The organism is Luteimonas huabeiensis HB2 (genome assembly GCF_000559025.1).
GTDB classification, from domain to species: domain Bacteria; phylum Pseudomonadota; class Gammaproteobacteria; order Xanthomonadales; family Xanthomonadaceae; genus Luteimonas; species Luteimonas huabeiensis.
In genome coordinates this window covers 200,497-217,234 of sequence record NZ_JAAN01000035.1, presented here as the reverse complement: position 1 = coordinate 217,234, position 16,738 = coordinate 200,497, and the positions used below count along the sequence as shown (strand labels likewise).

Here is a 16,738-nt window from a genome sequence, read left to right as displayed (position 1 = left end):
TGGGTGCCGGGCCGGGCCGGGCGCTCAGCCGTCGTCCCGCTCGCCGGCCCGCTCGGCCGCGCGCTCGTCGGCGTCGTCGCGGATGTGTCCTTCCGGGTCCGGGATTGTGGACGGGTCCGTGGGCCGGCCTTCCATCAGCGACAGCGCGGCGCGCGACATCAGGTGCGCGGCCACCGGCGCGGTCAGGAACAGGAACACCGTGATCAGCAGTTCGCGCGGATGCAGGCCGCTGCCGTACACGGTGTGGTAGACGATCGAGGCGAGCAGGATGCACCCCACGCCCAGGGTGCTGCCCTTGGTCGGGCCGTGGATGCGATGGAAGAAGCCGGTCATCTTGACCAGCGCGAAGCTGCCCAGGAACACGAAGAAGCACCCGATCGCGAGCAGCAGGATGGTGAGGCCGTCGAGCAGCGTCGCGATCATTCGACGATGTCCCGGCGGATCACGTACTTGCTCAGCACCACCGTGCCGAAGAAGCCGAGCATGGCGATGATCAGCGCGGCCTCGAAGTAGATCTCGGTGTCCAGGTGCATGCCGAACAGCACCAGCTCGGCGATGGTGCTCACGTACAGCGTGTCGAGCGCGAGGATGCGGTCGGGCGCGGAGGGGCCGCGGATCAGCCGCCACAGCGACAGCAGCATGGCCAGCCCGACCACGCTCATCCCCGCGACGATGGCGATTGCGATCATGGGAACACCTTGCGCAGGGGCGCTTCGTAGCGGCGCTTGATGCCGTCGACCATCCGCTGCGGATCGTCGATGTTGAGGCAGTGCACCAGCAGGTAGCGCCGGTCCTCGGAAAGCTCGGCGGTGACCGTGCCCGGGGTGAGGGTCATGATGCTGGCCAGCACGGAGATGCCGTGGATGTTGGTCAGTTCCAGCGGGACCCAGACGAAGCCCGAGCGCAGCTTCGCCTCCGGCCCCAGCACCTGGAGGGCGACGGTGACGTTGGCGACCACGACGTCCCAGATCAGCTTCAGCCCCAGCGGCACCAGGATGCCGACGTTGCCCAGTTGCGCGAACTCGCGCTGCAGCCGGGCGGCGAGCTGCGGCATCGCCCAGGCCAGCAGCAGCGCCATCAGCACGTTGCCGGCGCTGTAGTCCTCGGCCATCAGCAGCCAGAAGACGAAGACCGTCAGGCTCTGCGGGATGGAGGGCAGGAGGCGTCGTCTCATCTCAGGGCTCCCTCAGCAGCGGCAGGGTATCGCGGACCGCGCGCACGTAGTCGGCGGGGGCGAGCAACTGCGCGGCGATCGCCTGCGCGTGGCGCAGCACCGGTTCGGCGGCCACCGTCATCGCCAGGCCGTAGGCGATGAGCAGCACGGTCGCGCCGATCTCGATCCCGCGGATGGTCGGCGGCGGCGGCTGCGGCAGGTCCGGCACCTCGACCCGCCAGAACAGCCGGGTGCCGGTGCGCGTCAGGCCGATCAGCGCCAGCAGGCTGCTGCCCAGCACCGCGGCGTAGACCCAGCCCGCGTCCTCGCCCGGGACCGCGTCGAGCAGCAGGAACTTGCCGATGAAGCCCGACAGCGGCGGCAGGCCGACGATCGAGATCGCCGCGATCAGGTACAGGGTGCCGGTCAGCGCGCGCAGCGGCGGCGCGGGATCGAGGACGCGGTCGCCGATCCGGCCGCGCTCGCGCTGCACGATGTGCGCGATCAGGAACATCGCTGCGGCGGCGAAACAGCTGTGCGGCAGGTAGTACAGGCCGGCGGCGATGGTGCCCGGCCGGGCGAGGGCGAAGGCGACGAACAAGGTGCCGGCCGACAGCAGCACCAGGTAGGCGGCGCCGATGCGCAGGCGCAGCGCGCCGACCACGCCGAGCCCGGCGAGCACCAGGGTCACCATGCCGAACGTCAGCAGGGTGTCGCGGCCGAAGCCGGCCATCGCCCCGGCCTCGTCGCCGAAGACCAGGGTGGTCATGCGCAGCAGCGCGTACAGGCCGACCTTGGTCATGATGGTGAACAGCGCCGCCACCGCGGCCGGCGCCCGCGAGTAGGTCTCCGGCAGCCACAGGTACATCGGCAGCAGCGCGGCCTTGGCGCAGAACACCACCAGCAGCATCCCGCAGGCCGCGCGCACGATGGCCAGGTCCTGCGGGGCGACCTCGGCGATGCGCACCGCGATCTCGGCCAAGTTGAGCGTGCCGAGCAGGCCGTACAGCAGCCCCAGCGCGATCAGGAACAGCGTCGAGGCGGCGATGTTGAACACGACGTAGTGCAGGCCGGCCGCCATCCGCGCGCCGCGTCCGCCGGACAGCAGCAGGCCGTAGGAGGCGATCAGCATCACCTCGAAGAACACGAACAGGTTGAACACGTCGCCGGTGAGGAACGCGCCGTTGAGCCCGGCCAGCTGGATCTGGAACAGCGCGTGGAAGTGCAGCGCGCGCTTGTCCCAGCCGGCGCAGGCGTAGAGCAGGCAGGGGATGGCGAGCAGGGTGGTGGTCAGCACCATCAGCGCGCTCAGGCGATCGAGCATCAGCACGATGCCCAGCCGCGCCGGCCAGTCGCCGAGCAGGTAGACCTCGATGCCGCCCTGCGCGGCGCGGGCGAACAGCGCCAGCGCCGCGGCCAGCAGCAGCGACAGGCCGATCCAGGCGCCGGTGCGCAGCACCGAGGTGTTGTGGCGGCGCTCGAGCAGCAGCAGGATCGCGCCGGTCAGCAGCGGCACCAGGATCGGGGCGAGGATCAGGTGCTGCGTCATGGGCGCTCGTCGGGCTTGCGGTCGGGCTCATGGCCGTCCACGTGGTCGCTGTGCAGGTCGGCGTGGTTGCGCATGGCCACCACCACGGTCACCGCGGTCATCGCGAAGGCGATCACGATCGCGGTCAGCACCAGCGCCTGCGGCAGCGGATCGGCGTAGTTCGCCAGCGTCGGCTCGGCGCCGCCGCGCAGCACCGGCGGACGGCCCACGACCATGCGGCCGGCGGAGAAGATCAGCAGGTTGGTGGCGTAGGACAGCAGGGTCAGGCCCAGGATCACGTCGAAGGTGCGCGCGCGCAGCAGCAGGTAGACCCCCGCTGCGGTGAGCACGCCGATGGCGCTGGCGAGTGCGAGTTCCACTAGAGCTTGTCCTCCTCGGCCTGCTGGCGCTGCTTGACGGTGCCGATCGTCGACAGGATCAGCAGCGCGCCGGCGAACACCACGATGTAGACGCCGGTGTCGAACACCAGCGCGCTGGCCAGCGGCAGCTGGCCGATCACCGGCAGCTCGAGATCCAGGTGCCCGCTGGTGAGGAACGGCAGCCCGAACAGCAGCGAGCCGAGGCCGCCGATGCAGGCGACGATCAGCCCGACGCCGATGCCGCGCAGGTAGTCGAAGCCGAAGGTCGCCTCGACCGCGCGCGCGCCCTGCAGCACGTACTTGATCAGCACCGGCACCGCGATCGCGAGGCCGGCGATGAAGCCGCCGCCCGGCGCGTTGTGGCCGCGCAGGAACAGGTAGATCGACACCGTCATCGCCAGCGGGAACAGCAGTTGGGTGAGGTCGGCCGGGATCGGCAGCTGCACCGGCGGCCCGGGCACCACCTCGTCGGGCTTCAGCCGCGCCCAGCGCAGCAGCGCGTGCACCACCAGCGCGGCGACCGCGAACACGGTGATCTCGCCGAAGGTATCGAAGCCGCGGAAGTCCACCAGGATCACGTTGACCACGTTGGCGCCGTAGGCCTCGGGCAGCGAGCGGGCGAGCATCTCGCCGGAGATCGTCTGCGAGGGCCGCATCAGCACGCCGTAGGCCAGCGCGGCCACGCCGACGCCGGCGGCGGTGGAGATCAGCGCGTCGCGCCAGCGGCGCACGCGGGTGCGCGATTGCTTGGACTGCTTGGGCAGGTAGTTGAGCGCCATCATCATCAGCGCGATGGTGACCATTTCCACCAGCAGCTGGGTCAGCGCCAGATCGGGCGCTGACAGCAGGGTGAAGGCCACGCTGACCATCAGGCCCACCGCGCCGATCACGATCAGCGCGGTCAGGCGCCGCCCGTGCACGGCCACGGTGGCGAGGGTGCCGGCGACCAGCACCGCCCACACCACCCAGCCCAGCAGCGGCATCGGCTGCGGCGCGCCGAAACCCTCGAACCCGAGCGCGCGGTCGGCGGCGTCGCCGACGAACGGCGCCGAGCCGACCGCCAGCACCACCACGATCATCCAGAACAGGCTGCGGCGGATGCCGCCCGCGGCCACGCGTTCGGTGAACTTGCCGGCCGCGGAGAACAGCGCATCGATGTTGACCTGGAACAGGTACTGGCCCCAGGAGCGCAGCATGGCGTCGTGCAGCGCGAACAGCCGGCGCAGGGCGAAGTAGAACGCCACGCCGCCGACCACGCCCAGCACGCTCATCGCCAGCGGCAGGTTCCAGCCGTGCCAGACGGCGAGGGTGAAGTCGGGCGCGGCCGTGCCCAGGGTGCCGGCCACGGCGGTCTTGAGCATCGGCTCGACCGTCAGCGCGGGCAGGATGCCGACGGCCAGGCAGATCAGCACCAGCACCGCGACCGGGATCCGCATCCAGCGCGGCGGCTCGTGCGGGTCCAGGTCGAGGTCGCGCGGGCCGTGGCCGAAGAAAGTGTCGTGGACGAAGCGCAGGCTGTAGGCCACGCCCAGCACGCCGGCCAGCGCTGCGGCCACGGTCACGAACAGGCGCATGCCGTCCTGGGCCTCCACCTGCAGCGCCTCGGCGAAGAACATCTCCTTCGACAGGAAGCCGTTGAGCAGGGGAATGCCGGCCATCGCCAGCGAGGCGATGATCGCCAGCGCGCTGGTCCAGGGCAGGAAGCGGCGCAGGTTGCCGAGCCGGCGCATGTCGCGGGTGCCGGTCTCGTGGTCGATGATGCCCGCGGCCATGAACAGCGAGGCCTTGAAGGTGGCGTGGTTGACGATGTGGAACACGCCGGCGACCACCGCCATCGGCGTGGACAGGCCGAACAGCAGCGTGATCAGGCCCAGGTGCGAGATGGTCGAGTAGGCCAGCAGGCCCTTGAGGTCGTGCTGGAAGATGGCGTACCAGGCGCCGACCAGCAGGGTCAGCGCGCCGACCACGGTGACCACGTAGAAGAACAGGTCGGTGCCGGCGAGCGCCGGGTGCAGGCGGGCGAGCAGGAACACCCCGGCCTTCACCATCGTCGCCGAGTGCAGGTAGGCCGACACCGGGGTGGGCGCGGCCATCGCCTGCGGCAGCCAGAAGTGGAAGGGGAACTGCGCGCTCTTGGTGAAGACGCCGGCCAGCACCAGGGCCAGGATGGCGGGGTACTCGGCGCTGGCGCGGATTGCGTCGCCGGAGGCGAGCACCACGTCGAGATCGAAGCTGCCGGCCACGCGGCCGATCAGCAGCACGCCGCCCAGCAGTGCCAGCCCGCCCAGGCCGGTGATGGTCAGCGCCATCCGCGCGCCCTGGCGGGCGTCCTCGCGATGGGTCCAGAAGCCGATCAGCAGGAACGAACTGATCGACGTCAGCTCCCAGAACACCACCAGCAGGAGCAGGTTGCCGGCCAGCACCACGCCCAGCATCGCGCCCATGAACAGCAGCAGGTAGGCGAAGAAGCGCGGCGCGCAGTCGCGCGGGCTGAGGTAGTAGCGCGCATACATCACCACCAGCGCGCCGATGCCCAGGATCAGCCCGGCGAACATCCAGGCCAGGCCGTCCATCCGCAGGGTCAGCTGCAGGCCGGCCGACGGGATCCACGGCAGCACGGTCTTGGGCTGCCCGCCCGCCATGATCTCCGGCGTCAGCGCCGCGACGAGCGCCAGGCCGACCAGCGGCGCGCCCGCGGCGACCCAGGCGATCGCGCCGCGCGACAGCGTGCGCGGCAGGGCCGCCACCGCTGCCGCGACCGCGAACGGCAGCGCCAGGAGGATGAGGAGAATCGAAGGCATGCAGGGAATGCGCGATTCGCGAGCAAGGCGTTCGATTCTAGCAGGCGTTTTGCGGCGCTCCGCGAGCCCCCGGCCGGGCCGGTCAGTCCTGCCGGCGGACGATCAGCGTGTCGATGTCGACCGTGTCGAGCAGGCGCTGCGCCACGCTGCCCAGCAGCATGTCCGACAACGCGCTGCGCCCGTGGCTGCCCAGAATCGCGAGGTCGGCGCCGTCGGCGGCGACCCAGGCATCGATCAGGCGCACCGGTTCCACGGGCTCGATCACGCACTCGATCCGCCCGCGCACCCCATCGCCGAGGTCGAGTCCGTCGAGATGCGCGGCGGCGGCCGCGCGCGCTTCCCCGGCGGCCGCCGCGCCCAGCGCGGCGCGGCTGCGCGCGTTGTCGACCAGGCCCAGGCGCGGCGCGTCGGCGCCGTGGACCAGCGCGTAGCGCGGGGCGTCCGGAAACAGCCGTGCGGCGGTTTCGAGCGCGCGCCCGGCGGTGGCGGAGAAGTCGCTGGCCACGGCGAGCCTGCGGTACGCGCCGCGGACGCGGTCGTGGACCACCAGCACCGGCAGCGGCGAATGCCGCGCCAGCCAGGCGATCGTCGAACCCACGACCGGCCGCTGGAAGGCCTCGTTGCGCGCGATGCCGAGCACGATCAGGCCGCAGTCGTGGGCCCGGGCGGCCTCGAGCAGGGCCGGGCCCGGGGCGCCGTGGGCGATCACCGCCTCGGCCCGGGTCAGGCCGGCGTCGTCGAGGTCGCGGCGCAGCCGCCGCCGCGCAGCCTCCGGGGGCGATTCCCGGCGCGCCCACGCCGGCAGCGGCAGGACTTCGTCGCGGATCTCCTGCGCGCGTTCGTCGGGCGCGACCGTCGCGGCGACCAGCCGCGCGTCCCATTGCGCGGCCAGCTGGGCGGCGCGGTCGAGCGCGCGGTCGCAGCGCGCGCTGAGGTCGGTGGCCAGCAGCAGGGCCGAGGGCGGAAGGCGCATGTCCTGGTCCGGAAAGAGCGATGGCCGTTGCGAGTCTACCCGTCCCGGTCGCGCGGCGCGGCTATGCTGTCGCGATGACGCCACGCCCCCATCGCTGCGCACGTTCGGCGAGCCGCGCATGAGCGACCGCGCGCGACGGGCGCTGGTGTTCGGCGCCAGCGGGCAGATCGGCGCGGCGCTGCTGGCGCGGCTGCGCGCGGCCGGCTGGCGGGTCGATGCGGTGTCGCGCACGCCGCCGGCCGATGGCGACGATGCCGGGTTGCGCTGGCATCGCGGCGGCTTCCCCGGGTTCGAGCCGCCGTCGCCGGAGTACGACACGGTCTTCAGCTGCGGCCCGCTCGACCGCTTCTCGCACTGGTACGCCGCCGCGCGGCTGCGGGCGCCGCGGGTGGTCGCGTTCGGCTCGACCAGCCTGGCCACCAAGGCGGACGCCGAGGACGCCGGCGAACGCGCCCTGGCCGCCACCCTGCGCGAAGCGGAGGCGCGCGTGTTCGAGGCGGCGCGCAGGCATGGCGCGCAGGCGACGCTGCTGCGCCCGACGCTGGTCTACGGCGCCGCGCGCGACGCCAACCTGTGCCGGATCGCCGCGATCGCCCGGCGCTGCGGCGGCTTCGTGCTTCCGCGCGACGCCACCGGGCTGCGGCAGCCGGTGCATGTGGACGATCTGGCGCAGGCCGCCGTGGCCGCGGCCCGGGCACCGGCCGCCGGCGGCCGCGCCTACGCCCTTCCCGGCGGCGAGACGCTGCCCTACGACGAGATGGTGCGGCGCGTCCTGGCCGCGTTGCCCGGCAGGCCGCGGCTGTGGCGGGTGCCGGTCCCGCTGTTCCGCGCTGCGCTGGCCGCCGCGCACGCGGCCGGCCGCCTGCGCGGCCTGCCCGCCGGCGCGGTGGCGCGCCTGCGCGAGGACCTGGTCTTCGATGCGGGGCCGGCCCGGGCCGACCTCGACTATGCGCCGCGGCCGTTCCGCCCCACGGCGCGGATGCTGCTCGCCGACGCCGCCGATCCGAAGCGGCCGTGAACGCTCACCAGCGCAGGCCGAGCAGCCGGTAGCCCTTGGCCAGCACCCAGGCCGGACCGATCAAGAGGTACACCAGATCGGTCAGGAAGCTGGGCTTGCGCCCTTCGATCTTGTGGCCGACGAACTGCGCGATCCAGGCCGCCACGAACACCGCCAGCGCCAGGGCGAGCAGCCCGCGAGCGCCGAGCGAAGCGTGCAGGACGTGGGTGAGCGCGCCCATCGCGAGGAACATCCCCGCCATGCCCAGGCCCAGCCGGCGCGAGGCGCGGAAGTAGAACAGCCAGGCGGCGAACATCGCCAGACCCGCCCAGGCGCCGGGACGGAGCAGGCCCTCGGCAGTGGGAATGCACCACAGCAGGGCGATGACGCTCCACAGGATCAGCGGGACGGCGACGACGTGGATGCGCTGGTTGGTCCGGTTGCGGTGGTCGTCGGAGTAACTGGCGAACCAGCGGTCGATCGGGCGCTCGGCGGCGTGCGCGCTCATGTTTCCCTCCGGATGGTTTCTTCTGAAACATTATCTTCCGCCCCGGTGGGGCGTCCCGGCGGCATTCTGCGCCGGTTTGGGAACTGCAGCACGGTTGTAAAAATCCCGTATTGACGTCGAAAAATTTGTGTTACGTTCAGGTCGCGCCAGGGAGCCGGGCGTATTCGCCGATACCGATGCCCAGGGAGCGGGGGGGAGGGCAGGGGTTTCGAAGAACGAACACCAAGCATTTTTCACGCAAGGGGAGAATCATGACGCACGTCCGCAGAATCGCCGCTCGCCGCAATCGCTTGTCCGTCGCCCTCGCCGGGGCGCTGTGTTGTTCCGGGAGTTTCGGGGCCATCGCGCAGGACACCGTCCCGCCTCCGGCGCCCTCCGAGGATCCGGCCGCGACCCTGGATACGGTCACCGTCACCGGTACCCGCCTGCGCAGCCAGACCATGACCGCCGCCAGTCCGGTGGCGGAGATCCAGAAAGAGGAGTTCCAGTACTCGGGCGCGACCAAGGTCGAGGACCTGGTGAACCAGTATCCGCAGCTGGGCTTCCAGAACGGCTTCGACAACTTCATGAACAACCCGTCGCAGGGCTACGCCACCGTCGACCTGCGCGACCTGGGGCCCCAGCGCACGCTGACCCTGGTCAACGGCCGCCGCATTCCGAAGGGCCTGGGCGAGACGCCCGACCTCAGCATCATTCCCTCGGCGCTGGTGCAGCGCGTGGACGTGCTGACCGGCGGCGCCTCCGCGGTGTACGGCTCCGACGCGGTCGCCGGCGTGGTCAACTTCGTCCTCGACGACGAGTTCGAGGGCGTCAACGTCAACCTGGGCTACTCGGCCTACCAGCACGACAACGACAACCGCTACATGCAGGGCCTGATGGATGCGGCCGGCTACGATTACCCCACCGGAAATTCCGGCTTCGACGGCATCTCGCGCAACATCGACCTGTCCATCGGCGGCAGCTTCGGCAACGGCGGCCATGCCGTGGCCTGGGCGACCTGGCGCAAGAACGAGGCGATGCTGCAGGGCGAGCGCGACTATTCGTCCTGCGCGCTCAACAACAGCGGCACCGCCTGCGGCGGCTCCGGCGGCGCCGATCCCGCCAACTTCACCATCCTGGCGCCGTCGCTGACCGGCGGCAACACCGCGGCCCACCTCGGTGCCGACGGCACCTGGCAGCCCGGCGTCGGCGCGCTCTACAACTACGCGCCGATCAACTACTACCAGCGCCCGGACAGCCGCTACACCGCCGGCACCCGCATCAAGTACGAGATCACCCCGCACTTCGTGCCCTACGTGGAGGCGATGTTCGTCAACCGCCGCAGTTCCACCCAGATCGCGCCCAGCGGCACCTTCAACACCGACGTCGACGTGGCCTGCGACAACGAGATCATCGGCACCCTGTGCGGCGACCTGGGCATCACCGACGACGAGATCACGGTGCTGGTCAACAAGCGCAACGTCGAGGGCGGCCCCCGCATCTCCAAGGCCGAGTCCACCAACTACCGCATCACCACCGGCCTGGGCGGCGAGATCAACGAGCGCTGGAACTACGACGCCTCGTTCACCTACAACCGCAGCTCGATCAAGGAAGAGAGCGTCAACGACTTCATCACCGATCGCGTGCGCTCCGCGTTGCTGGGCTGCCCGGACGGCTCGTTCGACGGCTGCGTGTTCTACAACGTCTGGCAGGACGCGGTGACCGAGGAAGCCGCGCAGGCCCTGCAGGGCGTGGGCATCGTCAACTACGTGACCTCGATGAAGACCGTCAACGCCTACGCCTCGGGCGACCTGGGCGTCGGCCTGCCCTGGGCGGCGGACCGCCCGATCGCGCTGGCGCTGGGCTACGAATGGCGCGAGGAGACCTACGAGCGCACCCCCGACACCAACATGGCGACCGGCAACTTCACCGGCCTCGGCGGCCCGACGACGCCCCTGGCGGGCGAGTTGTACGTGCACGAGTTCTTCCTGGAGAGCGCGGTGCCGCTGATCGCCGATGCCGGCGCGCTGAGCGGGCTGGACCTGGAGCTGGGCTACCGCTATTCCGACTACAGCAACTCCGGCGGCGTGAACACCTACAAGGCCGGCCTCGGCGCCAGCTTCGACGACGGCCGCTACCTGCTGCGCGCCGGCTGGAACCGCGCCATCCGCGCACCCAGCATCAACGAACTGTTCAGCGCCCAGGGCATCGCCCTGTGGGGCGGTTCCGATCCCTGCGCGGGCCCGACGCCGACGTTCACCGTCGAGCAATGCGCGGCGACCGGTCTTGCGCCGTCCCAGTACGGTTTCGTGCCGGACAATCCGGCCGGCCAGTACAACCAGTTCGCGGGCGGCAACCTCGGCCTCGACCCCGAGACCGCGGACACCTGGACGATCGGCTTCGCCGCCAGCCCGATCGACGATCTCAACCTGGCCATCGACTATTACCGCATCGAGGTCGAGGACTCGATCACCGACATCGGCCCGCGGGTCATCATCGACCTGTGCGCGGGCGGGCAGAGCGCGATGTGCTCGCTGATCCGGCGCAATCCGACGACCGGCGACCTGTGGCTGGGCAGCAATCCGGAGACCTCGGGCCTGGTCGTCAACACCCTGGGCAACTACGGCAGCTTCGACTTCAGCGGCATCGACCTGTCCGCCTCCTATGCCTGGGCGCTCGGCCCGGGACGGATGACCGCCTCGATCGTCGGCACCCACCTGCTGGAGCAGACCTTCCAGCCGATCGCCGACGATCCGACCACCGCCTACGATTGCGCCGGGCTGATCAACGAAGCCTGCAACGCGCCCGAATGGCGGCACATCGCCAGCCTGCGCTACGGCTTCGACCGCTACAGCGTCGGCCTGCGCTGGCGCTACGTGGGCGCGCTGGACTACGAGGGCATCGACGGCACGCCGGGCACCGACGACCGACTGCTGATCGCCAACGGCCATCGCCTCGGCAGCTACAGCTACTTCGACCTGTCCGCCTCGATGGACCTGTGGGACGTCGCCACCTGGACGGTGGGCGTGAACAACATCGCCGACAAGGAGCCGCCGCTGGTGGGCGGCACGCTGGTGCTCAACGGCAACTCCCTGGGCGGCTACGACCAGGCCGGTCGCTACATCTTCAGCACGCTGAGCTTCCAGTTCTGACCGCACCGGACGGGCGGCGACGTCGCCGCCCGTCCGCAGGCCCGGCATGACGCCGCTCAGGCGGCGGGCAGCATGTCCACCGCGATGGTGAGCCGCGGCGCGGGGCTGGAGAACGGCACCGTGCCGTGCCAGACGTAGGAGGGAAACAGCGCCAGGCGCCCCGGCGCGGGCCGGACGATGCGCCGTGGCGGCAGCGCCAGGCCCAGGTCTTCCAGCGGCTGGCCCAGCTGCAGGCAGCCCGCGGGGTGGGGGCCCTCGCGCCGCACGTCCTCCGGCAGGGCGACGTAGAACGCCGAGCTCAGCCAGCCCTGCGGATGGATGTGGTTGGCGTGCCGCCCGGAGGCGCGCAGCCGCACCGACCACGAGCCGAGCATGCGCACGTCGCGGCGCTTGCGGCCGAGGAAGGGGTGGCGGTCGTCCTCGGGCAGCGCCTGCAGCCAGCCGCGCACGGCCTCGTGCAGCGCGGCCTGCGCCGCATCGAGAATCGGATCGCCGCGGCCGAACAGGCGCCCGGGCGTCTGCGAGCCGTTGCGCACGCTCTGGTCCACCGGCTCGCGCACGGCCCGGTGCAGGGCCTCGAGGCGGGCGGCGAGGGCGTCGAGGAAGGCGGCGGGATCGCGGTAGCCCGGCGGCGGCCGGACCTCGACGTCGCCGACCAGGCGATCGTAGTCGCACAGCCAGAACTCGCGCGCGTCGCCGGCCAGCCGCCAGGCGGTGCCCAGGTGGCTCCAGGCCTCCTGGTCGCCGGGCGCGAGCCGGGTCGCGGCCTCGGCGAGCTCGCCCGCGCGGCGCCAGTCGCCGCGGCGGAACAGGTGCCGCGCATGGGCGTTGAGGAAGGCGACGTGGTCGCGGCCGAGCGCGCGATGCGCCTCGGCGAACGCCGCCGCGGCCTCGTCCATCCGGTCCAGCCGGTCCAGCGCCTCGGCGCGCAGCCAGCACAGCGTGGGGTCGTCGCCGTGGCGCAGGCGCAACGCTTCGGCCGCGGCCAGCGCCTCCTCCGCGCGACGGGCGCGCAGCAGCAGCCGGGCGAACGCCAGCCACAGCGGCCGGTTGCCGGGCTGGGCGCGCGCGGCGGCGCGGAATCCCGCCAGCGGATCCTCATCCCCGTGTTCCCACAGCAGGCGGGCCAGGGTGTCGTGGCCGCCGGCGTAGGCCGGGTGCCGCATCACCAGGCGGCGGGCGTTGTCGAGCGCGGCCTCGGGCTGCCCCGCGTCCACCAGCGCCCCGCTGAGCGCGTCGAGCAGGTCGGGGCCGACCTCGCCCAGGGCTTCGGCGCGGCGCAGGCAGCGCAGCGCCGCTTCGACGCGCCCGGCCAGCCGGTGGACGGCGCCCAGCGCCGCCCAGGCCGGCGCGTGCGCCGGTGCGCGCGCGACCGCCTGCTCCAGCGCCTGCGCGGCGGCGTCCCAGTCGCCTTGCGCGCGCAGCGCATGGCCCAGGCCGAGCCAGGCTGCGGCGGAATCGGGCGCCAGCGCCAGGGCGCGCCGGCAGGCATCGACCGCGCGCGCGGGATCGCGCAGCTGCAGCGCGAGGCGGCTCTGCTGCAGTGCGGCCTCGGCGCTGCCGGCGGCGCGGCCGAGCAGGGCGTAGGCGTCCTCGAGGCGGCCCGCCCGGCGCAGGCAGGCGGCGGCATTGGAGAGCACCGGCACGCTGTCCGGTGCGCGCTGCAGCGCCTGCTCGAAGGCCGCCAGCGCTTCCGGCAGGCGCCCGCCGTCGGCCAGGCACATGCCGAGCAGTTGCCAGGCGTCGGCGGCCTCCGGCGCTTCCTGCAGCAGGCGCCGCGCCTCCTGTTCGGCCCGGAGCGTCTCGCCGTGGCGCAAGTGGCCCAGCGCGCGCGAAAACCGTGCCGCCTGCGAGGCCGTCAGCGGTCGCGGCCCGGCGGGCGCGGGCATCGCGTCAGCGCACCCGCCGCACGCGCAGCGAGACGCCCGCCGGCGTGCGCAGCAGGTAGCCGCCGAGCGCGCCGGTGCGCACGCTCACGCTGTCGCCCTCGGCGACGTGGCCGCGGCTGCCGCCCTCGGTGGTGGCCCAGGTCTGGCCGTTGTCCAGCGTCACCACCCGGCGGCCGCCATCGGCGTAGGTCACCCGCGTCACCCGTGCCTCGATGCGCTCGGGCACCGGTTCGGCGGCCGGCGCGCCGGTGCGATCGGGCAGGCCGAAGTCCTCGCGGGCCAGTTCCGCCGCCGCGTGCCGCGCCGCCTCGCTGGGCGGAAAGGCACGGTCGTAGCAGGCCAGCCGCTCCGCGGCGCGCGCCACTTCCGCGCAGGCGTGCGAGGCGGGCGGCGCCGCCGTCGCGATCGGGTGCGCGCAGATCGCGGCCGGCGCGCACGCCAGTGCGATCCGCAGGGCCATGTTCCGTGCCATCGGCATCTCCCCGGGGCCGTCTTCCGCCCTCGTCGGGAGCATACCCGAGCCGCGCGGCGGCGCGCGGTCAGCCGATCTCGATCCCGGCCAGGCGCTGCAGCGCCTCGGCGTAGCGGGCGCGGGTGCGCTCGATCACCTCGGCCGGCAGGCGCGGCCCGGGCGCGGTCTTGTCCCAGTCCTGGGTCTCCAGCCAGTCGCGCACGATCTGCTTGTCGTAGCTCGGCGGGCTGCTGCCCACGGCGTATTCCTCGGCCGGCCAGTAGCGCGAGGAGTCGGGGGTGAGCATCTCGTCCATCACGTAGAGCCGGCCGTCGGCGTCGGTGCCGAACTCGAACTTGGTGTCGGCCAGCAGGATGCCGCGCGCGGCGGCGTACTCGGCGGCGTAGCGGTACAGGCGCAGGGTGGCGTCGCGGATCTGCTCGGCCAGTTCCGCGCCGATGCGGCGGACCATGCTGTCGAAGTCGATGTTCTCGTCGTGCTCGCCGACGGCGGCCTTGGTGGACGGGGTGAAGATCGGCTCGGCGAGCCGCTCGGCCTGGCGCAGGCCGTCGGGCAGGGCGATCCCGGAGACGCGCCCGGTGCGCTGGTAGTCCTTCCAGCCGCTGCCGATCAGGTAGCCGCGCGCGATCGCCTCCACCGGCACCGGCCGCAGGCGACGGGTCACCACCGACCGCTGCGCGTAGGGCGCCGGGTCGATGCCTTCGGGCAGCACGTCGGCCACCGCGATGCCGGTCAGGTGGTTGGGCATCAGGTGCGCGGTCTTCTCGAACCAGAAGTTGCTGATCCGGCACAGCATCTCGCCCTTTCCGGGGATCGGGTCCGGCAGCACCACGTCGAAGGCGGACAGGCGGTCGGTGGCGACGATCAGCAGGTGGTCGCCGGTCCCGCGCGCGCCCTGCGGCAACTGGCGCTCGGGCAGGTCGAACACGTCGCGAACCTTGCCGCGATGGCGCAGCGGCAGGGGCAGGTCGGCTTGGATGAGCGTGGTGGACAAGGGCGTCGGCCCCGCGCACTGGAGGGCCGGGCAGTGTAGCGCGGGGCAGGGATCAGGGGGCAGGGGCCAGAGGCCAGAGGCCGGAGGCCAGGGGGCAGGGGATTCCACTCTTTGGCTCTTCCCTGATCCCTGGCCTCTGATCCCTGGCCCCTTACACTAAGCGCCATGAACCGCTGGTACGGGAAACTCCTGGGCTTCGTCGCCGGCTGGCTGCTGCTGCGCCACCCGGCCGGCGGGCTGGTCGGCCTGCTGATCGGCCACGCCCTGGACGCCGACTGGCTGCTGCCGCAGCGCGCGGCGCCGTACAAGGTGCTGGGCCTGACCCGCAGCGCCAGCGATGCCGAAATCGACCAGACCTACCGCCGCCTGATCTCGCAGTACCACCCGGACCGGGTGGCCAACGCCGAGCCCGAACTGCGCGCGCAGGCCGAGCGCCGCGCCGCCGAGATCAACGCCGCCTACAGCCGCATCCGTCGCCGCCGCCGGCGCTGATGCCCCGCGCGCCGCTCGGCCGCTTTCTCCATCCGCTCCCCTTCCTCCAGGCTCCCACGACACCATGCAGCCCACGATCATCGCGCCGTCCATCCTGTCCGCCGACTTCGCCCGCCTGGGCGAGGAAGTCGATGCCGTGCTCGCCGCCGGCGCCGACTGGGTGCATTTCGACGTCATGGACAACCACTACGTGCCGAACCTGACCATCGGGCCGCTGGTCTGCGAGGCGCTGCGCCGGCATGGCGTGACCGCCCCGATCGACGTCCACCTGATGGTGGAACCGGTCGATCGCCTGGTCCCGGACTTCGCCCGCGCCGGGGCGACGCTGATCAGCTTCCATCCCGAGGCCAGCCGCCACGTCCACCGCACGATCCAGCTGATCAAGGCCGAGGGCTGCCGGGCCGGGCTGGTGCTCAACCCGGCCACGCCGGTGGAGGCGCTGGACTACGTGCTGGAGGACCTGGACCTGGTGTTGCTGATGTCGGTCAACCCCGGCTTCGGCGGGCAGGCCTTCATCCCGTCGGCGCTGGACAAGCTGCGCCGGGTGCGCGAGCGCATCGACGCCACCGGCAAGCCGATCCGGCTGGAGATCGACGGCGGCGTGAAGCCGGACAACATCGGCGAGATCGCGGCCGCCGGCGCCGACACCTTCGTCGCCGGCTCGGCGATCTTCGGCCAGGCCGACTACGCCGACGTGGTCGGCCGTCTGCGCGCGGCCGCCGATGCGGCGCGGCGCTAGCGACATGGCCTCCCCGGGCGCGTTCTCCACCTGCGACCTGTGCGATCGGCACGGCGAGCGCGTGCGCGTGCTGGCGCTGCCCTGGCGCGACTACGGCGGGCGGGCGGCGTTCTGCGGCCCGGTCGCCACCGTGCTGGCGTTCGAGGACAACTCGCGCGTGCGCGAGGCGGTGAACGCGGCGGGCGAGGGCCGGGTGCTGGTGGTGGACGGCGGCGGCTCGCTGCGGCGTTCGATGCTGGGCGACCAGCTCGCCGAGGCCGCGGTCGCGAACGGCTGGGCCGGGGTGGTCGTGGCGGGGGCGGTGCGCGACGTGGCGGCGCTGGCGCGGCTGGACCTGGGCGTGCGCGCGCTGGGCGCGAGCCCGCGCAGGACCGACAAGCGCGGCCAGGGGCTGCGCGACGTGGCGCTGGAGATCGGCGGCGCGGCGATCGCGCCGGGCGATCTGCTGTGGGCGGACGCCGACGGCATCGTGGTCGCCGACGGCGCGCTCGACAGCCCCTGACGCACGAAGGGCGCGCCCCTTGGAGCGCGCCCTTCGCCGGAAGAAATTGGAGGCGATCCAGCCTCCGCCCGTCGTCCCTGATATGGCCTCCCATGTTCCGGGCCATTCGTGACGGCACGATGACGGCGGGCCGCTCGCGGCGCGCGCGCCGCACGCTCTACACTGCCGCGCCGGACCCC

General features: G+C 72.4%; 16 protein-coding genes. 5 read left to right on the top strand and 11 right to left on the bottom strand.

Features of this window, described 5'->3' with window-relative positions; translation table 11 throughout:
- Positions 1–24: 24 nt before the first annotated feature.
- From mnhG to Z164_RS0115280, 7 genes are all read right to left on the bottom strand, one after another.
- Entirely contained in the window at positions 25–420 is a 396-nt protein-coding gene (gene mnhG / locus Z164_RS0115310) for a monovalent cation/H(+) antiporter subunit G (protein WP_425477234.1), read from the bottom strand.
- Complete coding sequence (locus Z164_RS0115305) at positions 420–689, bottom strand: K+/H+ antiporter subunit F (protein ID WP_024891560.1); 270 nt, start codon at positions 687–689, stop codon at positions 420–422. Before Z164_RS0115305 ends, mnhG begins: the two co-directional genes overlap by 1 nt.
- Complete coding sequence (locus Z164_RS0115300) at positions 686–1,174, bottom strand: Na+/H+ antiporter subunit E (protein ID WP_024891559.1); 489 nt, start codon at positions 1,172–1,174, stop codon at positions 686–688. Before Z164_RS0115300 ends, Z164_RS0115305 begins: the two co-directional genes overlap by 4 nt.
- A 1-nt stretch (position 1,175) precedes the next feature.
- Positions 1,176–2,702 carry a monovalent cation/H+ antiporter subunit D gene (locus Z164_RS0115295; protein WP_024891558.1) on the bottom strand — a complete coding sequence of 509 codons (1,527 nt, stop codon included), beginning with the start codon at positions 2,700–2,702 and terminating at the stop codon, positions 1,176–1,178.
- On the bottom strand, positions 2,699–3,061 hold the full coding sequence (locus Z164_RS0115290; protein ID WP_024891557.1) for a Na+/H+ antiporter subunit C: 363 nt from the start codon (positions 3,059–3,061) through the stop codon (positions 2,699–2,701). The genes Z164_RS0115295 and Z164_RS0115290 overlap by 4 nt, the downstream gene beginning before the upstream one ends.
- Positions 3,061–5,862: a monovalent cation/H+ antiporter subunit A gene (locus tag Z164_RS20745; RefSeq protein WP_081770203.1), complete on the bottom strand. Its 2,802-nt coding sequence runs from the start codon at positions 5,860–5,862 to the stop codon at positions 3,061–3,063. Before Z164_RS20745 ends, Z164_RS0115290 begins: the two co-directional genes overlap by 1 nt.
- 82 nt (positions 5,863–5,944) lie before the next feature.
- Positions 5,945–6,835 (bottom strand): universal stress protein, encoded by an 891-nt coding sequence (locus Z164_RS0115280; protein WP_024891556.1) that lies wholly within the window; start codon positions 6,833–6,835, stop codon positions 5,945–5,947.
- A gap of 118 nt (positions 6,836–6,953) precedes the next feature.
- On the opposite strand from Z164_RS0115280, the gene Z164_RS0115275 reads away from it, so the two are divergent.
- A complete protein-coding gene (locus Z164_RS0115275) occupies positions 6,954–7,853 on the top strand; it encodes an NAD-dependent epimerase/dehydratase family protein (protein WP_024891555.1) in 900 nt (299 codons plus the stop codon).
- 4 nt (positions 7,854–7,857) lie between these two features.
- Here the strand turns inward: Z164_RS0115275 and Z164_RS0115270 are convergent, their stop codons facing one another.
- A complete protein-coding gene (locus tag Z164_RS0115270) occupies positions 7,858–8,340 on the bottom strand; it encodes an Mpo1 family 2-hydroxy fatty acid dioxygenase (RefSeq protein WP_024891554.1) in 483 nt (160 codons plus the stop codon).
- A 251-nt stretch (positions 8,341–8,591) separates the two neighbouring features.
- Here Z164_RS0115270 and Z164_RS0115265 point away from each other — a divergent pair, with 251 nt between their 5' ends.
- Positions 8,592–11,471, top strand: coding sequence for a TonB-dependent receptor domain-containing protein (locus tag Z164_RS0115265; RefSeq protein ID WP_052338472.1), 2,880 nt, complete (start codon positions 8,592–8,594; stop codon positions 11,469–11,471).
- Between the two features lie 56 nt (positions 11,472–11,527).
- Here Z164_RS0115265 and Z164_RS21465 read toward each other — a convergent pair whose 3' ends face one another.
- From Z164_RS21465 to Z164_RS0115250, 3 genes are all read right to left on the bottom strand, one after another.
- Positions 11,528–13,360, bottom strand: coding sequence for a tetratricopeptide repeat protein (locus Z164_RS21465; RefSeq protein ID WP_024891552.1), 1,833 nt, complete (start codon positions 13,358–13,360; stop codon positions 11,528–11,530).
- 4 nt (positions 13,361–13,364) lie between these two features.
- Positions 13,365–13,832, bottom strand: coding sequence for a hypothetical protein (locus Z164_RS0115255; RefSeq protein ID WP_152540961.1), 468 nt, complete (start codon positions 13,830–13,832; stop codon positions 13,365–13,367).
- Positions 13,833–13,899: 67 nt separating this feature from the next.
- On the bottom strand, positions 13,900–14,826 hold the full coding sequence (locus Z164_RS0115250; RefSeq protein ID WP_024891550.1) for a phosphoribosylaminoimidazolesuccinocarboxamide synthase: 927 nt from the start codon (positions 14,824–14,826) through the stop codon (positions 13,900–13,902).
- A 165-nt stretch (positions 14,827–14,991) separates the two neighbouring features.
- Between Z164_RS0115250 and Z164_RS0115245 the strand changes: the two genes are divergently transcribed.
- The 3 genes from Z164_RS0115245 (at position 14,992) to rraA (ending at position 16,559) form a co-directional block, all read left to right on the top strand.
- Positions 14,992–15,318 (top strand): J domain-containing protein, encoded by a 327-nt coding sequence (locus Z164_RS0115245; RefSeq protein ID WP_024891549.1) that lies wholly within the window; start codon positions 14,992–14,994, stop codon positions 15,316–15,318.
- A gap of 64 nt (positions 15,319–15,382) precedes the next feature.
- Complete coding sequence (gene rpe / locus Z164_RS0115240) at positions 15,383–16,057, top strand: ribulose-phosphate 3-epimerase (RefSeq protein ID WP_024891548.1); 675 nt, start codon at positions 15,383–15,385, stop codon at positions 16,055–16,057.
- 4 nt (positions 16,058–16,061) lie between these two features.
- Positions 16,062–16,559: a ribonuclease E activity regulator RraA gene (rraA, locus tag Z164_RS0115235; protein ID WP_024891547.1), complete on the top strand. Its 498-nt coding sequence runs from the start codon at positions 16,062–16,064 to the stop codon at positions 16,557–16,559.
- The last annotated feature ends 179 nt before the right edge of the window (positions 16,560–16,738 follow it).

Bases quoted from the DNA above. Each gene is read 5' to 3' on its own strand.
- Z164_RS0115305 (WP_024891560.1), bottom strand. From the start codon at position 689: ATGATCGCAATCGCCATCGTCGCGGGGATGAGCGTGGTCGGGCTGGCC.
- Z164_RS0115300 (WP_024891559.1), bottom strand. From the start codon at position 1,174: ATGAGACGACGCCTCCTGCCCTCCATCCCGCAGAGCCTGACGGTCTTC.
- Z164_RS0115295 (WP_024891558.1), bottom strand. From the start codon at position 2,702: ATGACGCAGCACCTGATCCTCGCCCCGATCCTGGTGCCGCTGCTGACC.
- Z164_RS20745 (WP_081770203.1), bottom strand. From the start codon at position 5,862: ATGCCTTCGATTCTCCTCATCCTCCTGGCGCTGCCGTTCGCGGTCGCG.
- Z164_RS0115280 (WP_024891556.1), bottom strand. From the start codon at position 6,835: ATGCGCCTTCCGCCCTCGGCCCTGCTGCTGGCCACCGACCTCAGCGCG.
- Z164_RS0115275 (WP_024891555.1), top strand. From the start codon at position 6,954: ATGAGCGACCGCGCGCGACGGGCGCTGGTGTTCGGCGCCAGCGGGCAG.
- Z164_RS0115270 (WP_024891554.1), bottom strand. From the start codon at position 8,340: ATGAGCGCGCACGCCGCCGAGCGCCCGATCGACCGCTGGTTCGCCAGT.
- Z164_RS0115265 (WP_052338472.1), top strand. From the start codon at position 8,592: ATGACGCACGTCCGCAGAATCGCCGCTCGCCGCAATCGCTTGTCCGTC.
- Z164_RS21465 (WP_024891552.1), bottom strand. From the start codon at position 13,360: ATGCCCGCGCCCGCCGGGCCGCGACCGCTGACGGCCTCGCAGGCGGCA.
- Z164_RS0115255 (WP_152540961.1), bottom strand. From the start codon at position 13,832: ATGGCACGGAACATGGCCCTGCGGATCGCACTGGCGTGCGCGCCGGCC.
- Z164_RS0115245 (WP_024891549.1), top strand. From the start codon at position 14,992: ATGAACCGCTGGTACGGGAAACTCCTGGGCTTCGTCGCCGGCTGGCTG.
- rpe (WP_024891548.1), top strand. From the start codon at position 15,383: ATGCAGCCCACGATCATCGCGCCGTCCATCCTGTCCGCCGACTTCGCC.
- rraA (WP_024891547.1), top strand. From the start codon at position 16,062: ATGGCCTCCCCGGGCGCGTTCTCCACCTGCGACCTGTGCGATCGGCAC.